The organism is Paenibacillus sp. FSL R7-0216 (genome assembly GCF_037969915.1).
GTDB classification, from domain to species: Bacteria; Bacillota; Bacilli; order Paenibacillales; family Paenibacillaceae; genus Fontibacillus; species Fontibacillus rhizolycopersici.
The window spans coordinates 5,110,969-5,126,554 of record NZ_CP150222.1; the positions used below are offsets into that span (position 1 = coordinate 5,110,969).

At 44.1% G+C, this 15,586-nt stretch carries 20 protein-coding genes and 1 pseudogene; 11 read left to right on the plus strand and 10 right to left on the minus strand.

What is annotated here, in order from left to right; translation table 11 throughout:
• The first annotated feature begins 26 nt into the window (after positions 1 to 26).
• Genes MKZ15_RS23590 through MKZ15_RS23600 form a run of 3 tightly spaced genes read left to right on the plus strand, consistent with a single transcriptional unit; the run spans position 27 to position 1,707 of the window.
• Positions 27 to 596, plus strand: coding sequence for an NAD(P)H-dependent oxidoreductase (locus MKZ15_RS23590; RefSeq protein WP_339818706.1), 570 nt, complete (start codon positions 27 to 29; stop codon positions 594 to 596).
• A gap of 23 nt (positions 597 to 619) precedes the next feature.
• Positions 620 to 922: a Dabb family protein gene (locus MKZ15_RS23595; protein ID WP_339818709.1), complete on the plus strand. Its 303-nt coding sequence runs from the start codon at positions 620 to 622 to the stop codon at positions 920 to 922.
• Between the two features lie 41 nt (positions 923 to 963).
• A complete protein-coding gene (locus MKZ15_RS23600) occupies positions 964 to 1,707 on the plus strand; it encodes an SDR family oxidoreductase (protein WP_339818711.1) in 744 nt (247 codons plus the stop codon).
• Positions 1,708 to 1,803: 96 nt separating this feature from the next.
• On the opposite strand, the pseudogene MKZ15_RS23605 reads toward MKZ15_RS23600, so the two are convergent.
• Positions 1,804 to 1,980, minus strand: a pseudogene (locus MKZ15_RS23605) (aldo/keto reductase); the annotation flags it as partial.
• Between the two features lie 55 nt (positions 1,981 to 2,035).
• On the opposite strand from MKZ15_RS23605, the gene MKZ15_RS23610 reads away from it, so the two are divergent.
• On the plus strand, positions 2,036 to 2,662 hold the full coding sequence (locus MKZ15_RS23610; RefSeq protein WP_339818714.1) for a DNA-3-methyladenine glycosylase I: 627 nt from the start codon (positions 2,036 to 2,038) through the stop codon (positions 2,660 to 2,662).
• Between the two features lie 429 nt (positions 2,663 to 3,091).
• Here MKZ15_RS23610 and MKZ15_RS23615 read toward each other — a convergent pair whose 3' ends face one another.
• Positions 3,092 to 3,733 carry a hypothetical protein gene (locus tag MKZ15_RS23615; RefSeq protein ID WP_339818716.1) on the minus strand — a complete coding sequence of 214 codons (642 nt, stop codon included), beginning with the start codon at positions 3,731 to 3,733 and terminating at the stop codon, positions 3,092 to 3,094.
• 167 nt (positions 3,734 to 3,900) lie between these two features.
• Here MKZ15_RS23615 and MKZ15_RS23620 point away from each other — a divergent pair, with 167 nt between their 5' ends.
• A complete protein-coding gene (locus MKZ15_RS23620) occupies positions 3,901 to 4,338 on the plus strand; it encodes a hypothetical protein (RefSeq protein WP_036646317.1) in 438 nt (145 codons plus the stop codon).
• A gap of 557 nt (positions 4,339 to 4,895) precedes the next feature.
• Here MKZ15_RS23620 and MKZ15_RS23625 read toward each other — a convergent pair.
• Positions 4,896 to 5,339: a cell wall hydrolase gene (locus MKZ15_RS23625; protein WP_193417556.1), complete on the minus strand. Its 444-nt coding sequence runs from the start codon at positions 5,337 to 5,339 to the stop codon at positions 4,896 to 4,898.
• A gap of 181 nt (positions 5,340 to 5,520) precedes the next feature.
• Between MKZ15_RS23625 and MKZ15_RS23630 the strand changes: the two genes are divergently transcribed.
• Positions 5,521 to 5,997 (plus strand): PAS domain-containing protein, encoded by a 477-nt coding sequence (locus MKZ15_RS23630; protein WP_339818721.1) that lies wholly within the window; start codon positions 5,521 to 5,523, stop codon positions 5,995 to 5,997.
• Positions 5,998 to 6,000: 3 nt separating this feature from the next.
• Here the strand turns inward: MKZ15_RS23630 and MKZ15_RS23635 are convergent, their stop codons facing one another.
• Complete coding sequence (locus tag MKZ15_RS23635; RefSeq protein WP_339818724.1) at positions 6,001 to 6,642, minus strand: NAD(P)H-dependent oxidoreductase; 642 nt, start codon at positions 6,640 to 6,642, stop codon at positions 6,001 to 6,003.
• 87 nt (positions 6,643 to 6,729) lie between these two features.
• Between MKZ15_RS23635 and MKZ15_RS23640 the strand changes: the two genes are divergently transcribed.
• The 3 genes from MKZ15_RS23640 (at position 6,730) to MKZ15_RS23650 (ending at position 8,663) form a co-directional block, all read left to right on the plus strand.
• Complete coding sequence (locus MKZ15_RS23640; RefSeq protein WP_339818728.1) at positions 6,730 to 7,665, plus strand: WYL domain-containing protein; 936 nt, start codon at positions 6,730 to 6,732, stop codon at positions 7,663 to 7,665.
• A 166-nt stretch (positions 7,666 to 7,831) separates the two neighbouring features.
• Complete coding sequence (locus tag MKZ15_RS23645) at positions 7,832 to 8,251, plus strand: MarR family transcriptional regulator (RefSeq protein ID WP_193417561.1); 420 nt, start codon at positions 7,832 to 7,834, stop codon at positions 8,249 to 8,251.
• 19 nt (positions 8,252 to 8,270) lie between these two features.
• Positions 8,271 to 8,663 carry a rhodanese-like domain-containing protein gene (locus tag MKZ15_RS23650; protein ID WP_155604593.1) on the plus strand — a complete coding sequence of 131 codons (393 nt, stop codon included), beginning with the start codon at positions 8,271 to 8,273 and terminating at the stop codon, positions 8,661 to 8,663.
• A 152-nt stretch (positions 8,664 to 8,815) separates the two neighbouring features.
• Here MKZ15_RS23650 and MKZ15_RS23655 read toward each other — a convergent pair whose 3' ends face one another.
• Positions 8,816 to 10,288, minus strand: coding sequence for an MFS transporter (locus tag MKZ15_RS23655; RefSeq protein ID WP_339818731.1), 1,473 nt, complete (start codon positions 10,286 to 10,288; stop codon positions 8,816 to 8,818).
• A gap of 24 nt (positions 10,289 to 10,312) precedes the next feature.
• Positions 10,313 to 10,891 carry a hydrolase gene (locus MKZ15_RS23660; protein ID WP_155604591.1) on the minus strand — a complete coding sequence of 193 codons (579 nt, stop codon included), beginning with the start codon at positions 10,889 to 10,891 and terminating at the stop codon, positions 10,313 to 10,315.
• Between the two features lie 124 nt (positions 10,892 to 11,015).
• Between MKZ15_RS23660 and MKZ15_RS23665 the strand changes: the two genes are divergently transcribed.
• Complete coding sequence (locus MKZ15_RS23665) at positions 11,016 to 11,903, plus strand: TetR/AcrR family transcriptional regulator (protein ID WP_339818734.1); 888 nt, start codon at positions 11,016 to 11,018, stop codon at positions 11,901 to 11,903.
• A gap of 26 nt (positions 11,904 to 11,929) precedes the next feature.
• Here the strand turns inward: MKZ15_RS23665 and MKZ15_RS23670 are convergent, their stop codons facing one another.
• Entirely contained in the window at positions 11,930 to 12,166 is a 237-nt protein-coding gene (locus MKZ15_RS23670) for a hypothetical protein (RefSeq protein ID WP_213622483.1), read from the minus strand.
• Positions 12,167 to 12,279: 113 nt separating this feature from the next.
• Between MKZ15_RS23670 and MKZ15_RS23675 the strand changes: the two genes are divergently transcribed.
• Positions 12,280 to 12,750 carry a pyridoxamine 5'-phosphate oxidase family protein gene (locus MKZ15_RS23675; protein ID WP_339818740.1) on the plus strand — a complete coding sequence of 157 codons (471 nt, stop codon included), beginning with the start codon at positions 12,280 to 12,282 and terminating at the stop codon, positions 12,748 to 12,750.
• A 60-nt stretch (positions 12,751 to 12,810) separates the two neighbouring features.
• Here MKZ15_RS23675 and MKZ15_RS23680 read toward each other — a convergent pair whose 3' ends face one another.
• The 3 genes from MKZ15_RS23680 to MKZ15_RS23690 all read right to left on the minus strand — a co-directional run bounded on the left by MKZ15_RS23680 (position 12,811) and on the right by MKZ15_RS23690 (position 15,479).
• Positions 12,811 to 14,352 carry an SAM-dependent methyltransferase gene (locus tag MKZ15_RS23680; RefSeq protein ID WP_339818743.1) on the minus strand — a complete coding sequence of 514 codons (1,542 nt, stop codon included), beginning with the start codon at positions 14,350 to 14,352 and terminating at the stop codon, positions 12,811 to 12,813.
• Position 14,353: 1 nt separating this feature from the next.
• On the minus strand, positions 14,354 to 14,716 hold the full coding sequence (locus tag MKZ15_RS23685; protein WP_339818746.1) for a nucleotide excision repair endonuclease: 363 nt from the start codon (positions 14,714 to 14,716) through the stop codon (positions 14,354 to 14,356).
• Positions 14,717 to 14,819: 103 nt separating this feature from the next.
• Positions 14,820 to 15,479, minus strand: coding sequence for a TetR/AcrR family transcriptional regulator (locus MKZ15_RS23690; RefSeq protein ID WP_339818749.1), 660 nt, complete (start codon positions 15,477 to 15,479; stop codon positions 14,820 to 14,822).
• Positions 15,480 to 15,586: the final 107 nt, after the last annotated feature.

The window sequence follows — 15,586 nt, forward strand, 5'->3', positions numbered from 1 at the left end:
CAGACTCTATCATTGAGGTGATGAAAATGAAAGTAGCCGCCATTGTCGGAAGCATTCGCAAAGATTCATACAACCGGAAGTTAGCTCGTTATATTCAAAACCGTTACCAGCATCTATTTCAATTGGATGTGCTGAACATTCGGGACCTCCCCTTTTACGATCAAGATATCGAGTCTGTTCCACCCCAGCAGGTTATCGATTTTAAGGCGAAAGTCGCTGCCGCCGACGCGGTGTTATGGATCACTCCAGAATATAATTCGAGCATTCCCGGCGTCATGGCGAACGCGATGGACTGGTTATCCCGTGTGGATCGAGTCATGATCGGGAAGCCCTCATGGATCATCGGATCCTCCATGGGATTGTTGGGATCGGTCAAAGCACAGGGCCATCTGCGTGACATTCTGTTCGCATCCGGTATTTCCTCGCCGCTGTTGCCGGGAAATGAAGTGTACATTGGTCTTGTTCATGAGAAGTTTAACGAGAAGGGTGAGCTGACTGATGATCCTACCATTCAGTACCTTGATCTTGTAACCGACAATTTCATGAAATGGATGAAGGATCTTTCCCAATTGAAGCATCTCCAAAGTCAAAAATAAACGGAAAACTTGGAGGCAGTCAGATGTTTGAGCATATCGTGCTATTGAAATTTAAACCCGATGAATCGAATGAAATAATTGAAAGTGCTATAAAGCGCGCGCATGACTTTAAAGGGAACATTCCGGGGATCGCGGAACTTAGCGCGGGGTTTAACGTTACGGAGGAACTCGAGCATATGCAAGGGTTTGCCCTGGGGATCCGTGTCACTTTTGACGATCAACAGGCTTGCCGAGATTATATTCAGCATCCCTTGCATCAAAGTTTATTGCAATCCATTGGCCCGTTTGTTGAAGGAATCGTCGTTATGGATTACCCGTTTGCTTAAAATTCCCCTTTAAATCACATTGGAAAGGAGAGATTGCCAAAATGGAAAAGAAGCTTGCCGGCAAAGTGGCCTTGGTTACTGGAGCTTCCAGAGGAATCGGCAGAACGATTGCCGAGTATCTGGCGAATCATGGTGCCAAGGTGGTGATCAATTTTGCGAATCGTGCAGATCAGGCGGCGGAAGTTATACAGAGCATTCAAAAAAATGGCGGAGAAGCCGCGGCCATTCAGGCCGATATCAGCCGGTTGAGCGAGTTGGAGAGACTCTATCAAGCAACAATGAGAACGTTCGGAAAGCTTGATATTGTGGTGAACAACGCGGGGATCGTCATTACAAAACCTGTTAGCGATGTTACGGAAGCGGATTACGACCAGCTATTTGCGATTAATGTCAAAGGGACCTACTTTTCCTGCCAGCTTGCCGCTAAGCATTTAAACGCGAATGGCCGCATTATCAACCTGTCCACTTCAGTGGCAGGTCAGATGTTCCCTGCATACAGTCTTTATGCGGGCTCCAAAGGAGCCGTTGAACAATTCACACGGCAATTGGCAAAGGAGCTTGGAATTAGAAAAATAACGATTAACGCGGTAGCACCTGGCCCTATTAATACCGAGCTGTTCACGGTTGGCAAAACACCCGAGCAAATCCAGGGACTAGCCAACATGAACGCCTTTGGACGTCTAGGAGAGACCGAGGACATAGCAGGTGTGATCCTCTTTCTTGCGAGTGAAGAATCGCAGTGGGTTACGGGACAAACTATCCGTGTTAATGGAGGATTCATTTAGCAGATCATAGGAAAAGAACAACGAGCCGCGGTCGTCTCTGATCCTGCATCAGGGCGACCGCGAGCTATTGCGTGATAGTTGTTTCTTCATTCGGTATTATGGACGTATGAATAGCTTCATTAACCTCACGTAAATCGGGTTGACCATGTGGCCTGTAGGGCTTACGGAATAGGATTTGGTGATCACAATAATCCCGCGCTCCAGATGCCAGCGCAAAATGACTTGAGCCACCGACTTGCGATGGTGTTCAGCGATTTCAATCAGCCCTGGATGCTCCTGTGCGACTGGTTGAGCTCGCTGCTGGCAGACTCGAATGAGGAGGAAACCCATGAACACAATCATAGCAGAAAAGGACGGTAGACCGCGTTGTAGATGGTGCGGCGCCGCCCCGGAATTTCTTGATTATCACGATACCGAATGGGGGTTCCCGGTCGACGACGATCGCCGGTTGTTCGAGAAGATCTGCCTGGAAGGCTTCCAATCGGGCCTGAGTTGGCGAACGATTCTAGTGAAACGTGAGAACTTCCGTGCTGCATTCCATGATTTTGACTTTAACCGGATCGCGGACTATACAGATCGCGACTTAGAGCGTCTACTCGGGAATGAAGGCATTATCCGCCATCGGGGCAAGATCGAGGCGGTCATCAATAATGCACGGAGGGCGCAAGAGATGGTCCAACGGGAGGGCTCGTTGGCCGCCTTCTTCTGGAAATACGAGCCCGACCAGAGTCAACTTGCGGAGCCGCAGACCGCATCCACTTCGACGCTATCGATCGCGCTGTCGAAAGAGCTGAAAAAGCAAGGCTGGAAATTCGTCGGCCCGACGACGATGTACGCTTTCATGCAAGCGATGGGGTTGTTCAACGATCATGTTGAGGACTGCGTTATTAGGGCAGAGGTTGAACTCGCGCGCCAGCAGTTCCAGCGTCCCCGGGCAGCAATTGGCAAACGTTAAGCGGCCGCTGACGCCCTTACCTTTTGTTGGCGATCGACTAAGGGATTACGAACGAAGTCTGCTTTAGAAAGCAAAATAGATCGGGGGAATTAGTCCTGAGAATTTTACTAATTTAATAATCGAGCGAATTACATTTGTATAGTGATGACCCTTCAATGTAGACTAAAGCTCCCTTATGCATGGGTTGGTCTAGGGACTTAGAATTTGAGTGTAATGTCAAAAATAAGCTTGCATCAGAAGTCGCTCCTAAGTTTAAAACTGAATAAAGTCCAGCGTTGATCCTCGACTTTGATAAGAAAAAACGCCCATCACATATCTATGGGCGTCAACGTCGTTAAGTATAATAAATCTATTAGCTAACTAACCTACTACCTAAAGCCTTCCCCAAAAAAACAAGTATGATTCCTCAATAAGATAAAAATCCAACTATTAGGTTACCGGAAAATTGAATACGAAATTCCAACTCGAATGTGTACCGCGTTGTAATGTTGCCGTAATATTGATACCACAAGCATAAGCGAGACCATATTTCAGAACTGCATCCCAACCCCAATTTCTTACAAGTATCGTATCAGAATCAAATGCATTTAAGGTGTCTTGTTGATTAGTTACAGCCTTGCCTCCATTTGTATAACCATCACCACCATTTTGTGAAACTAAAATTCGTTTATTAGACACTGTTACAGAGCTGTCGAGTAGATCAAATCTATAATCAATTTTATCCATTCCAACATAAGTAAAGCCATCCTTCGAATAAGAAGTATAATAAATAGTTGCATAGACCTTAAGTGATATACTGTCGTCAGTCTTATTACCAGATTGCGTGTGGGTTGTTGCACTTATTACAGCTTCAGCTTTATATTGTGTGGCAGTTTCGTTGGTTTGGATTCGCATAAAGTCATCTAGCTTTTGTACTTTGATCTCTCCTACTTCAAGTTCGTAAACTTCTCCTGTTTCCAAGTTCTCTAGTTGTCCATTTGCATCAAGGATATTCTTTACCATAAATTGCTCATTATCATGATGGGACTGAACAAATTGATAATTTTCATTATTACCAATTTGTTTCAGCATTTGCAATCGAACCATAAGAAGTAACTAATAAGACGGAACTAAGAAAAAGAATCATTTTTTTCTCAAAAATATGTAAATATCCTCCTTTTTAGGTTATAATTACAATGTTATTATATACTAATATTGAAAACATTGGTAGTTATAATTACAAAATTTAGGAGGTAATTATGAAAATCAAATTTGGTCTTGTTTTATTAATTTTTATTTTTGTATTCGTTGGGTGTAATAGTAATCCTAAGCAGGAAACTGACAATAAAATAAGCAAGGAGATCATTTCTTTACAAGGACAAAGTGACCATTGGACGGCTAATTATACTATAAGAGAGACTGAAAAAAGTTCCGAAGCATCGAAATATTTGCTCCAATGTACTATTGAACCACGCAACTCTAAAGAATTGATTTTTGATGTCGCTTATAATATAGCTAGTCCCAGTAACGTTTCTCAACTAAGTGGAACTATAACTTCTGAGACTGATAGTTACCTCAGTGATAAGGTCATTTCTCCTTCAATAGACACCAACTTCTTGCCAAGGAAAGGGGAGGATATCATCATTACAATTAAATGGAATAAGAAGTTTGAAGAGAAAATTGTTCTCACACCTTAAAAATTTTCGAGAAACAAGTTGCTAAGGAGCTTGATAAGATGTTGGAGAAACTCGATTATAAAATCGAGCTATTTAATAACTTATAAGACTCTGAGAAGTTGCAATAGCACATGTATTTTCAGTCTCTTGCTCGCTTCGACAGAAAAACTTGCCGATAATTGGGGTAAGGTTCTCCGTATCAACTATAGAGCGAAATCGAAGGCACCCGATTGGGTGCCTCAGCTGGTTGAAACGGGTATTGGGAATGGTGAACTTACACTAATGAAGGACATAACGCTCGGCTCACTAACGGAATCGACTTGTCCCTTTCTAGCATGTGCTTTTGCTTGTGTGGAGGTTAATGACATTTCAAACACTTCAAAGATTGTTTTTGGGATTCTCATTTCTTTAGACGAAAAACAATTGCATTATTCATCGGCCTAATTGTTCAATAAGCCCGAATCACAGAAACAGCTGGCGTCATTTTTATCGATTTTGCAATCCAATAGGATCACTGAATAAAAAAAAGACAGTTAAGGCTACTCCATGTGCCCTAACTGTCCTTTTGCTACCTAATTTTAAAACGTATTATATACATTTGCGCATTCTTCCGCCGTCGGTTCATAGAAACAATGTTTCTTCCATCGACCAACAAACGGCTGATTATACCAAGTTGGCGGACAGGGTCCGGGGTTGTCATACGATCCTGGGCGGAAATACCATAGCGAGAATTTGGCTGGCCAACTCCGTTCTCCGTTTACAACCCGTTGCGCCAGACGGCGTTCTCTATCTCTTGCTTTCTGATAATACATCCCATGTTGCAGCGCTTCGAATGCATGCGGCTGGTTAATCATTTGGGGAATGGTCCGGATTCCTGTGAAATCGGAACAATTCGCTCTGATTCGGTTAATGCCAACTGCTCCAACATGGAGCATGCCCGTTTCGCCTTCGGCCTCCGCCTCGGCCCGGAGCAACCTTGCCAACATATCGATATCCTGTTGCCTGGATTTCACGACTGCCATTTGCTCACCTCATTCAATTTCTAGACCCATCATATTTGAGGTGAAGCGGATGTGTGACTCTGGAAATCCTGGCCATTTCGTTTTTTGTGAAACAAGTCACAATTTGAATTATTATTCATGCTATCATTATTAGCTAATAGATCCATCTCCTAAAGGGAGATTCCATAAAGGAGGTTTTTATATGTCTAAAGATAAATTGTCAGAATTAATTAGTCCTGAAGCGATCATCAATTTTGAAACGGGTGCCATTCAAGCAAGCACTTTGGATTCGATTATTAATCTATTGCCGTTTGAAATGGGTTTTTGCGATGCTAACGATATTTTCCGCTGGTATTCAAATAATCCAAATCGTGTCCATGGTCGTCGTAAAGAAGCCATTGGTCGCCATGTGCTTGAACTTCATCCCAAAGTGGCGCACCACGTTGAAAAATTGTTGAATGATTTTCGTTCAGGAGCACGCGATGAATGGGAATTTTGGTTCCCGAAACGATCTGGGGAATCCGGCCAAATTTATCAAAAATTCATGGCTGTACGGGATAAAAACGGAACCTATCTGGGTTGTATGGATGTTACCGTTAATATTGACCTTTTCCACGGAAAAGAAGGCAAACACACCCCTGAAACGATTGACGAGTTTATAGCTATTGATCCTAAATGACGATTAATTTTCGTAAAAATGTCTAAAAGCCTTTTCGAGATCTCTATTTGCTTGCTCCCACACCTTGTCCGCAGACAAGATATCCGTTCCTTGAGCGCGAACCAAATCGAACTGGCTAAAGCCCATGATATTCGTAAACATCTCTTTTAGATAATTAGGGGCAAAATCTAATGCAGTATAACGGTCGTTATTCGTATAGATACCACCTGAGGCTTGCAGCAGAAGCAATCGATAGTCATCGGTCATCAGTCCCACAGAGCCCGACTCTGTGTATTTAAACGTTTCTCGAGCGATGAGGATGTTATCCATGTAGTCTTTTAGCCGAGATGTAATGTTAAAGTTATGCAGCGGCGTTGAAATGACGATCCGATGGTAGTCCTTGAATTGGGTCAATAATGCAGCAGACTGTTCGGCAATCTCCGCTTCAGTTGGATTTAGGGCGATGTCAGACTGTTGTTTGTTCCAAATCGCAAGCAATCCATCTGCTTCAATTCTCGGAATATCCATGTCATAAAGATGAATGATTGTCAGTTCCTCGTCTCGGAATTCATTCTTGTACTTATCAATAAATTTTTGTTGCAATTGAACGGAAAAGTGATTGTGGTTTGTAAAATCAGGATGTGCGTTAATAAGTAAAGTTTTCATCTATAAAACTCCTTTGTTTTTGATAAACTAAGTGTACCCTTAAAAGGTGACAATATTAGACACCATTAAACAAAGGCGGAGGAAAGATTGAAAAAAGCAGAACGTCTCAATCAGGAACTTATTTTTTTGAGCAATAAACACGAATTTCGCTTAAAAGACTTGATGGAAGAGTTTCATATTTCTAAAAGAACGGCACTAAGAGATCTTGAAGAATTGGCTGGGTTGGGTTTGCCTTATTATACAGAAAGCGGCAGATACGGTGGTTATAAATTGATTAACCAAACCCTGCTGCCCCCAGTTTATTTCAACAAGGATGAGATTCGAGCTATTTTTTTCGCATTGAACGCCCTAAGCATTCTCTCAAGCACACCTTTCGAAAAATCATATCCCCATATCCGACAGAAATTATTGGCCACTTTACCTAAGAGCCAGCAAGAGTATCTTGATCGGATGCTTGAGGTGGTTCGGTATTATAGCGTTGCTCCAATTCATCCGCCAGAATATCTTGCGCTTATCTTAACTGCGATTATGGAAGAAAAAGTGGTTCGAATGATCTACTCTCAACATGAAACCATTCAAATTGATCTTCAGGTTTATGAATTGTTTTATCGCAATGGCATTTGGTTTTGTAGCGCTTATGAGGTAAACCAAGGAATGTGGGGAACCTATCGCTGTGATTATATGTCAGAGTGCGAAATTCTTGAAGAAATTGAACATACCCACTCCCTTAAAGAACTGAAGATTTCTCATGAGGAACACAAAAGAAATTATCATAATATCCCTTTTCGCGCTCAATTAACTTCGTTTGGGAAAGAACTATTTTTAAAGCATCATTACCCGAATATGGTGCTTGAAGAGAAGGATGGGATCTCTTATCTGACGGGTGGCTATAATGAAGCTGAGCTCGACTACATGACGCATTATCTTTGTTCGTATGGAAAACATGTAAAAATTGAATTTCCGGAACAGCTCAAGAAAAGTTATCTCCAACAACTTGAAGAAATAAAGTCACAATATCTCTAATTCAGGCCACCCCCTAAGGATGGCCTTTTGTGCTTTTAGCTATTTGTATTCCTAGTCATAACCCGGAATGGTACAAAACATCTTTCAATAAACACTTGCGATTTGAAAATTAATCAGTTATGCTGATTATATAATATACGGATTATCACAGGAGGTGATTGTTGGGGTGAATAAATGGAATCAATCTTATGGTTTTTTGCTTGGAAAAGTTCTGCAACAAATGGAAAATAAGTTTGCCGAAGGACTTCTCCCCTTCAATATTCATGCAAGACAATATGGGGTACTTTTATTTGTTCAGGAGAACCCTTATTCATCACAAAAAGAGATTTCAGATAACCTACAAATCGACAGGACCACGATGGTAAGCCACATGGACCATTTGGAATCTTTAGGATTTGTGGAGCGTACAAAGAACCCTAATGATCGAAGATCCTATAGTCTTGTGATCACTGAAAAGGGAAAAGAGGTTTTAGACTCACGTTGGGAATTTTTAAACCAGATCGAATTAGACGTTTTAGCTCCTTTATCTCAGCAAGAAAAGCAATTACTTAAAGACTCGCTTGTTAAAGTTTGGAGATCACTATAAAGAACAGGAGATGTTAAATATGAATGCACTTGATTATTTTAATGCACGTCTGGAAGCAACGATTAGCCCTATGGATTATATGAGATCTAACCAAATGGATCCGGAGAAATACTTCTTAATGGATGTTAGAAACGGCCCCATTCATGTAAGAAGTGTAACCATTAAGGATGCTCATGTGATACCTGAACAAGAATTGCCCAGCCGATTAAATGAAGTACCCAAGGATAAGGAAATTATCGTTTATTGCTGGGATGTCTGGTGCAATACTGCGGCTAAAGTAGCAAAGTCTTTATTGGAGCAAGGTTATCAAGTTAAAGAGTTGACCGGAGGAATAGCGGCATGGCAAGAAATGAACTTTCCTGTCTCAGACACAACAAAAGTTGATCAAATATCTGATCATTGTGGATGCTAATTCAAGGCACACGAAGAAAAGAAGATCGTTTAAAGGAGATTAGAGTAATCTAATCTCCTTTAACTTATTAAGAGGATCTTCTGCTTTACGACCATTTGTAATACGGCATCTCCATATTCCCCATTCCCTTCTACGGCACCCCATGCTCGAATTCAGCTGGCTACGGAAGAGCCTTTGTAAGCTCTGTTTTTCGGTTGAGGACGAAACCACGATGCTGCAAGAGCCAATAGGGAAGTCCATAGCAATGCGATGATAACCCAGCGGTAGCCATGAATGATGAATGCAAAATCAACGTCCGAAATCGCAGCGTTTTTTCCGGAATACAGCACGTTTTTCATATGAGCCGGCAGCGCCGCACTGACAATGGTTAAAGAAAGGGCCGTACTCAGGACCTGGCCCAAGTTATAGAGCATGGACCGCAGCCCATTTGCCACCCCTCGGCTGTTCTCAGGAACGGATGACATGATCTCCATCGTATTCGGAGTCAGAAATAAGCCCGTCCCGATGCCGATTAACAGCATCCCGCATGCGGTGGCCGCGTAAGGGAAATTCCCTCCGAGAACGAATAAGAGCAGCAGAAGTCCTGCTATGGATAGAAGAATTCCAAGCGAGGATAGGACTCGAAGAGCGATTCTCTTGGTTAACATGCCGGCAACGGGAGATATGATCAACATCCCTATCGTAATGGGAAGAATCCTTAGACCGGCATCCAGTGCGTTTTGGTGGAAGGCAAATTGGTAGTACAGTGCAAAAAGCAGGGCAACCGCCGTGCGAGCAAAGGAATGAAAGAAGGTGGCGATATTCGCCATAGCGAACATCCAATTCTTAAAAAGACTTAGTTCCAGTAAAGGGGAAGCCGATCGATGCTCATACCCTAAAAATATTGGAGTTATTACCGCGAATACAGCAAAACCTCCAATCACTTGCTTGTCTCCCCAGCCCAACTCTCCCCCCTTGGATAGAGCTAGGATTAAACCAGCTAAAGCGATAAAGACAAGGATACCCCCATATCGATCGACTTTGGTTCGAGGCTCTGTCAGCGGCTTCTCCCTTAGAATTTGGAGCCCCCAGATGAAGGCCATGATACCGAAGGGGACATTGAACCAGAATACCCACCTCCAGCCCCAAGCCGTCGTTACCAGGCCGCCTACGACGGGCCCTAGCACCTGCGCCATGGAAGCGGACAAGATATTCAGGCCTAGACCGGTACCAAGCTGCGATTGGGGAAAAGCTTCGGTTATCAAAGGCGTAGTGTTCGTCACCACGAGAGCTCCTCCGGCAGCCTGTATGATGCGGAGAAGAATGAGCACCCCTGCGTTCGGGGAATAGCCAAGAAGCAGACTGGTCACGGTAAAGACGGCCAACCCTATTAAGTACATCCTTCTTTTCCCCAAAATATCCGAAATTTGACCGAAAACCAAAATCAGAATGGTGTTAACCAACATGTAGGAAAGTAAAATCCAGCTAGAAGTTGCTGCATCTGCATGAAAATGCCGGCTTAGTTCCGGCAATGCGACATTCAGCGTTCCGATATTGACCAGAACCAGAAACGCACCGAGGCTGGTTACGGATAGGACATACCAGGGGTACATCCGATCGTTCTGGGGACTTCCCCTTGGGATCATAGAGATCAACCTCCTGCAATAGCCTTAGGATTCCCTTTCAGTAAGGGCAGAGATGATTTCTTGGGTGGTCCGAGTACGCCCAATACGCGGAAAAATATAGTTTTTCACGTAATCATGCTCGGCTTGGGAAAACCCGGTCATTGCATCAATTGCAAAAATCTGCTGATAACCATGCATAAATGCTTCCCTTGCAGTCGTATCCACACCAAGTCCGGTTGCGATGCCGCATAACACGATGGTATCGATTCCCCTGCGGCGCAGCTGCAGGTCCAGCTCCGTCCCGTAAAAGGCCCCCCACTGCTTCTTGGTAATGATGTGGTCCGTATCAGCGACCCGCATTTCCGGGACGATCTCATCCCATCCCTCAGGCAGATTCAGTGCAGGTGCAGGGGTATCCAACTTCGGTTTAGGGATATCCTTCAGGTCTTTGCTGGATACCCGGACCAGGGCAACCATCGAGCCTTGCTTACGGAAGGCATCTGCCAAGTCGGCGGCGTTGGATACCACTTGCTCGGCGGAATAAGGGGCATATTGGTTCCCCAACCACTTTTGAAGATCAATGACAACTAGCGCTGTTTTTTGCGGATCAAATAATTTTTCCATACTGACATTCTCCCCATCATTATTTTTTGACTGCGTGTTAACAATCGTGAACTCACAGTCATTTGACTTGATGTTTTATATTTTGTACTATGATTCATAGTACGTCAAGGGGGAGAATTTTTTTATGAATGTGACAAGGGAAGAAGTCATACAATCAGCGACGAGGCTTTTTAAGGAACGTGGGTTTCTTTCGACGACGATCCAGGATATTGCCGATGATTGCGGTATTTCCAAAGGATCGGTCTATAAATTCTTTCCTTCCAAAGAGGATCTCTTTAGCGAGGTATTTAATCAATGTCATAACCATTATTTTGATCAAGTCGATGAGCTGACACGTCTTCCCGGACTATCGCCGGAAGAACAGTTTGTTCAGCAGATCGTTTTGCGATTCCGCTACTTTATGGAGTACAAACATATTCTGGTCGAATTTACGGAGCTCCCTATTCAACAGGATCCCAAGTTCCAGCCGCTCAGACACAAGGTTAGGGGCCGGCTCATCCGATGGCATAGAGAGTGTTTGCTGCATGTATATGGCGAGGAAATCCAACCGTATCTATGGGATTTGGTTGCCATCTATCGGGCGATTCTGAAGGAATATCTATTTTGGATTGTGTATGAGGAGAGGTCGTTATCCCTCGAGGAAACGGCGAAGTTCATCTTGGACAAGCTCCATGTGCTCGTTAAGCATATGACGACGTCCGAGCCTAAGTCTATGCTGAACCAAACTTCATTCGAGAGGTATTTAAACTGGGGATTCGAGGACCGGCAGGGTGAGAAGGAGCAGATTCTTTCAGAACTGTTTCGGGAGATGGATACGGCCATGAATACGATCCCGGCCGGTGCCGCACATCGATCGGAAATAAGGGAGCTTTCCCGTTTCATCCAGACGGAGGTTAGCAAGGAGGCAGCGAATCATCCGTTAATACAGGCCTCGCTGTCCTATTTGGAGAGGGAGAAGGAACTTAAAAGTCTGATCGTTCAGTTGAGGAATGTTATATTCTCGGGGATATAAATTGATGGATACCAGCCCCCCTGAGTTCAGGTCCAAGCCCAAAAGAATCCGTCGCGGTCCCAAGCAATTCTGCCGCCGTGAAGTTTGCGAAAAGCCTTCTTTACCTCTTTAGACAGCGATGCATTTCCGTTCTCATTCACGAAAACGAATTGTTCGCCGAAATGGGTCTTCACATATTCAATCGCATCGGTCTGATATAGGTTTCCCCTAAACCTGATTTCCTTGACCATCCATTCTGCCACTTCCTGTGCGGTTACTTCCATAGGATGATGCTCCTTTCTACTCGCTTGTTATCGTAATATTTTTCACATGAAATAAGACTTTGCAATGATATGTTTAATAGTATAAGCATTATTCCAATTTGGGGGGGACTAAATTGAACAAGTACGACGAAGCCATGAAGCTGCTGGAAGATAAATTAGGCAACAAGGACGGTCTGATCTCATTGTCTACCATCGCGCTGGAGCCGGGGGCCGATGGCAAAAGCCGCCCCGCCGCCCGTATTGTGGACGCCTATTATGAGGACGGCGCGTTCTACACCGTCACCTACGCAACTTCAAACAAGATGCAGCAGATCGCCCAAAACCCCGAAGTCGCCGTTTGTATCATCGTCGAAAACTTTACAGCCAATGGGATCGCTGAAAACCTGGGCTGGGTGTGTGACGAGAAAAACGCCGAGATGATGACCAAGCTGCGCAAAATATTTGCCGAGTGGTATTACGAAGCCAATAACGACGAAGACCCTAACACCTGTCTGCTGCGCATTCGCCTGACAAAGGGCCTGTGGAATGATGCCCATAAAGGGATCCGAACTGAGATTGATTTTGTCAATAAGACGGTAAATTAAGCGGTCTATGGGGTACGCCTTACACTGGATCGATCCTTCCCTTCGGCAGTAACCGCATCATCAATAACTCATCATCGCTAATGCCTCTTCATTATCAGGTTCAAGTTCCAACAACTTTTGCAAGTACCTCTTTGCGTCTTCAATGAAGTCTAACTCGAAACAGCAAATGGCTAGGCAATAAAATACAGTGGATACGACCTCGTCTTGCTCTTCGTGTACCGAAATCTCCAAATAATATTTGGAGGGTTCGTACATGTCCATCTCAAATAGGATCAATCCCGCATCGAGCGCCAGATCATATCGCTGCTCCATGACGTAGTACGAGGACCACATCCGTTGAATGCCACTAAGCAAATCCTGCTTTTCGTCTTCATTGGATTCTGGCAACAGGCTGGAAATCCGCTTCGTGCTCTGAATGAAAAATTCCGCATCATAACCGCCCAAACGCCAGAAACTTAAGATTTGCTGCAACTCCATGCTATCTAGATTGCGATCCACCCACCCTTTCATATTAAAAAAATCATCAGGACCAAAGCGTTCGATACAACGACGGTAGGCTAATCGCAAATGATGATAATCCAATGGTTTATCAAGATAGAGAATACAGCCCACATTAATATTTTTATAATGATGCGGAGGGAATAACGCCTCAGCTCCTTTTTGTTCATAGACATACTTCATCGCATGGTAGTTTGCCGTTAATGAAAAGCTTCCATGTAAAATCAACTCGGGCGGTTCTGCAAAAGCCCAGCTATCCAGCAAGTGATCTCCTTTGTCTGCTGTGATCAAAAGAAAACCCGACGGGGATAACCGATTCAAACGCTCCAAACAAGCGATACCGGCAGCAGGAAATAAAATATGCGAGTCTTCAAGTTGTTCCTGATAAATGGAAATCACATTGCGGTAAGGATAGGTTTCCTGTTCGTACTCAGGCGCTCGTCGATGCTCATAGCTTAAATGGATTTGATCTAACCATTCTGCGGGTTGAAGCGAATCATGATGTTCGGGTTGCTCAACGTAAACATCCGTTTCATAAACCTTCCCCTCTCCAATGTAAATCAATTCCTGCGGTATGCTATCGAAGAAGTAGTTGGCAATAAGGATTAGGGGTTGTTTTAAATCTCCTTCACGAATGGTTGTGCCTGTTACAATGAGGTTCAGCTCTGAATCATGCACAGCATCAAATTGCGCAAAGTCCAGTAATCCTTCGGCAATAAACGTTTGAAGCGCGGGATGCGCCTTCCAAGCCATAACATTGTCCATGGCCAAATCCGTCATGATATAGCGGAACGGAGGCAGCGAGATCCCGACGTAGTCTACTAACTGACACAATTCGTTTAGCAAATGGAAAGCAAGACGTCCCGCTCCTGCTCCAAGCTCCACTATATGCACGGGCTCAGAGCCATCTCCCCTATTCACTCGATCTTGAAGAAACCCAAAGATCATTTCTGCATAGGCAGCAGCAATCATGGGATTACTCGTTATATATTGGGGGACTTGGTCATTATTCCAGGCCCTCGTTCCCTTCTCTTCATAATACTCTCGCTGGACTTTCCAGATTGGCGCTTCACTGAAACGGTAACGTTTAGGATTACTTGTCATTTTAGGCCTGCTTGAAAAATACTTTGTCTTCGTTATATTTGGCCTTGCCTTCATTAATGATGTACGTTTCATAAATTTCTCTGTGGACAGGATCTTCCACGATACAAACTTCGATTTTCGTTACTTCGTCTCTATGCATTCTGATCGGGGATACGGCATCCTCAAAATGTTTTTTTATTCTCGGTCTTAGCTTTCTGGCTTTTCCGACGTACAACAATTCATCTTTATCGTTGTAAAACATGAAAATCCCACCTAACTCTCTAGTGATCAGGTGAAATTCGGTGAAGCCGTAAATGTTACTTTCCTGAGGATTAACCTTTTTGGTTATGGTGACATCAGGGGTGGGAATGGTGATATTGATCATTATAGTCTACTTCCTTTGCCTGTATTAGATTGTTTGCTGTGCCCGTACTCCGAGCTTAAACCATCATATCATTATACCCAACTTCTTACGATTCTCGCTTTCCCTATTCCGTTTCATTTGGAGATGTTAACGGATTTTTGAGGGCCGGGAGTACGACGCCGTCGATGAGCGAAGTGTAGAAATGCTTGTCGAATGTTTTGTGCTGTACGAGTCCGCGATAAGAAGCCATTGAAGTTATAACCTGGCAAGCCATCTCTATATCCGCGCGGGCGGAGATTTCACCGCGGCCGATGGCCCGCTGCATGAGCTCACGATTCACTACTGCCCACGGTTCAAAGATCTCTCCTTTAATGGATTCGGAATTCTGCGAAAAAAAGGAGCCCAGGCCTGCGAGCACTCGAAGTTTGCGTTCACCTTCCTCGATCGATTGCGGCTTCAATAACGCAAGCAGATCATTGCGCAAGGTTCCCGTATCGGGCAAGACGTCAAGCTCAAGATGATTTCGATTCATCCAGGTTAAGGCATCTCGGACTAACTCGGTTTTGGAGGACCAGCGGCGATACACCGTCGCCTTTCCGGCCTTTGCTCTAGCTGCGACCATGTCCATTGTCATTCCATCAAAACCGGCTTCAGCGAGGATGTCGATGGTCGCTTCCAGGATTTTAGCATCCCGCGTGTGATCTCGTTTTCGGCCTAATGTTTTCTCTGGCTTTTCCGCTGCTTTGTCAGCTAATTGGGTCCCGACGGACTCTTCACTTTTCATTGAATTCAACCCTCTTTTTCGATACTATTTAGTTCCGGAACTTGACAGTCTCGTATTGCGGTGCTTTAATTTAAGTATCCCACACCGAACAGGGAATTTAAAGGAGG

Coding starts and splice junctions, on each gene's coding strand:
- MKZ15_RS23590 (WP_339818706.1), top strand. CDS start 27: ATGAAAGTAGCCGCCATTGTCGGAAGCATTCGCAAAGATTCATACAAC.
- MKZ15_RS23595 (WP_339818709.1), top strand. CDS start 620: ATGTTTGAGCATATCGTGCTATTGAAATTTAAACCCGATGAATCGAAT.
- MKZ15_RS23600 (WP_339818711.1), top strand. CDS start 964: ATGGAAAAGAAGCTTGCCGGCAAAGTGGCCTTGGTTACTGGAGCTTCC.
- MKZ15_RS23610 (WP_339818714.1), top strand. CDS start 2,036: ATGAACACAATCATAGCAGAAAAGGACGGTAGACCGCGTTGTAGATGG.
- MKZ15_RS23615 (WP_339818716.1), bottom strand. CDS start 3,733: ATGCTGAAACAAATTGGTAATAATGAAAATTATCAATTTGTTCAGTCC.
- MKZ15_RS23620 (WP_036646317.1), top strand. CDS start 3,901: ATGAAAATCAAATTTGGTCTTGTTTTATTAATTTTTATTTTTGTATTC.
- MKZ15_RS23625 (WP_193417556.1), bottom strand. CDS start 5,339: ATGGCAGTCGTGAAATCCAGGCAACAGGATATCGATATGTTGGCAAGG.
- MKZ15_RS23630 (WP_339818721.1), top strand. CDS start 5,521: ATGTCTAAAGATAAATTGTCAGAATTAATTAGTCCTGAAGCGATCATC.
- MKZ15_RS23635 (WP_339818724.1), bottom strand. CDS start 6,642: ATGAAAACTTTACTTATTAACGCACATCCTGATTTTACAAACCACAAT.
- MKZ15_RS23650 (WP_155604593.1), top strand. CDS start 8,271: ATGAATGCACTTGATTATTTTAATGCACGTCTGGAAGCAACGATTAGC.
- MKZ15_RS23655 (WP_339818731.1), bottom strand. CDS start 10,288: ATGATCCCAAGGGGAAGTCCCCAGAACGATCGGATGTACCCCTGGTAT.
- MKZ15_RS23660 (WP_155604591.1), bottom strand. CDS start 10,891: ATGGAAAAATTATTTGATCCGCAAAAAACAGCGCTAGTTGTCATTGAT.
- MKZ15_RS23665 (WP_339818734.1), top strand. CDS start 11,016: ATGAATGTGACAAGGGAAGAAGTCATACAATCAGCGACGAGGCTTTTT.
- MKZ15_RS23670 (WP_213622483.1), bottom strand. CDS start 12,166: ATGGAAGTAACCGCACAGGAAGTGGCAGAATGGATGGTCAAGGAAATC.
- MKZ15_RS23680 (WP_339818743.1), bottom strand. CDS start 14,352: ATGACAAGTAATCCTAAACGTTACCGTTTCAGTGAAGCGCCAATCTGG.
- MKZ15_RS23685 (WP_339818746.1), bottom strand. CDS start 14,716: ATGATCAATATCACCATTCCCACCCCTGATGTCACCATAACCAAAAAG.
- MKZ15_RS23690 (WP_339818749.1), bottom strand. CDS start 15,479: ATGAAAAGTGAAGAGTCCGTCGGGACCCAATTAGCTGACAAAGCAGCG.